This window comes from Kocuria sp. KH4 (assembly GCF_053711175.1).
The window spans coordinates 1-1,411 of record NZ_JBSJYX010000052.1 but is presented as its reverse complement, the minus strand read 5'-3'; the positions used below and the strand labels follow the sequence as shown (position 1 = coordinate 1,411).

Sequence of the window (1,411 nt, the reverse complement as noted above, 5' to 3'; positions counted from 1 at the left end):
GAGTTGAGCCCCCGATAGTGGTGTAGCGCGGTGGCCCTGCTCGTCGTTGCCGACGAGGGCGCGGCCACCGTGAGATCTTTCGAGTTCACCTCTCACAGCACCCTCGAAAGGACATCATCACGATGACCGCTCTTCATATTGTCGACCCTGCTGGCCTGCTCGGCGAAGCCCTGTCCGACGCGTCCCCGGATCTGATGCGCAGCTTGTTGCAGACGGTGATCAACGCTCTCTTGTCTGCTGATGCCGAGGCGGTGGTCGGCGCCGAATGGGGCAAGCCCACCCCGACCCGGTCTGCGCAGCGCAACGGCTACCGCCACCGTGAGCTCGACACCCGCATCGGCACGATCGACGTCGCCGTGCCGAAACTGCGCACCGGCACCTACTTCCCCGAGTGGTTGCTGGAGCGGCGCAAACGGGCTGAGTCCGCGCTGATCACCGTGGTCGCGGACTGTTACCTCGCCGGGGTCTCGACCCGTCGGATGGACAAGCTGGTGAAGACCCTGGGCATCAACTCCCTGTCGAAGTCCCAGGTCTCGCGGATGGCCACTGACCTGGACGAGCACGTGGAGTCCTTCCGCCACCGGCCCCTGGACGAGGCCGGCCCTTTCACGTTCGTGGCCGCCGACGCGCTGACCATGAAGGTCCGAGAGGGCGGGCGCGTGGTCAACGCCGTGGTCCTGATTGCGACCGGGGTCAACGGCGACGGCCACCGGGAGGTCCTGGGCATGCGGGTGGCCACGGCCGAGACCGGGGCGGCGTGGAACGAGTTCTTCGCCGATCTGGTGGCCCGTGGCCTGGGCGGAGTCCGCCTGGTCACCAGTGATGCCCACGCCGGGCTCAAGGACGCGATCGCGGCGAACCTGCCCGGGGCGTCCTGGCAGCGGTGCCGCACCCACTACGCGGCCAATCTCATGTCGATCTGCCCGAAGTCCATGTGGCCGGCCGTCAAAGCCATGCTGCACAGCGTCTACGACCAACCCGACGCCACAACCGTGAACGCCCAGTTCGACCGGTTGCTGGACTACGTCGCCGAGAAGCTGCCGGCGGTGGCTGAGCACCTGGCCGATGCCCGTGAGGACATCCTCGCGTTCACGAACTTCCCCAAGGACGTCTGGGCCCAGATCTGGTCCAACAACCCCGCCGAGCGGCTGAACAAGGAGATCCGCCGGCGCACCGACGCGGTCGGGATCTTCCCCAACCGAGCCGCCATCGTTCGCCTCGTGGGCGCGGTGCTGGCCGAGCAGACCGATGAGTGGGCCGAGGGCCGCCGCTACCTCGGACTCGAGGTCCTCACCCGTTGCCGGCTCACCCCCGTGGCCCGCACCGGAAGCGAGGTGATCCCCGACCCCCTGACCGCCCTCACCGCCTGACCCCTACGAAAGATCGCTACACCACTTCTCGGGGCTTGACC

Annotated in this window: 1 protein-coding gene; it reads left to right on the top strand. The window is 67.7% G+C overall.

Annotated elements, in window-relative coordinates:
• The first annotated feature begins 122 nt into the window (after positions 1–122).
• Positions 123–1,370 (top strand): IS256 family transposase, encoded by a 1,248-nt coding sequence (locus tag ACWCOM_RS18445; protein ID WP_454550194.1) that lies wholly within the window; start codon positions 123–125, stop codon positions 1,368–1,370.
• The last annotated feature ends 41 nt before the right edge of the window (positions 1,371–1,411 follow it).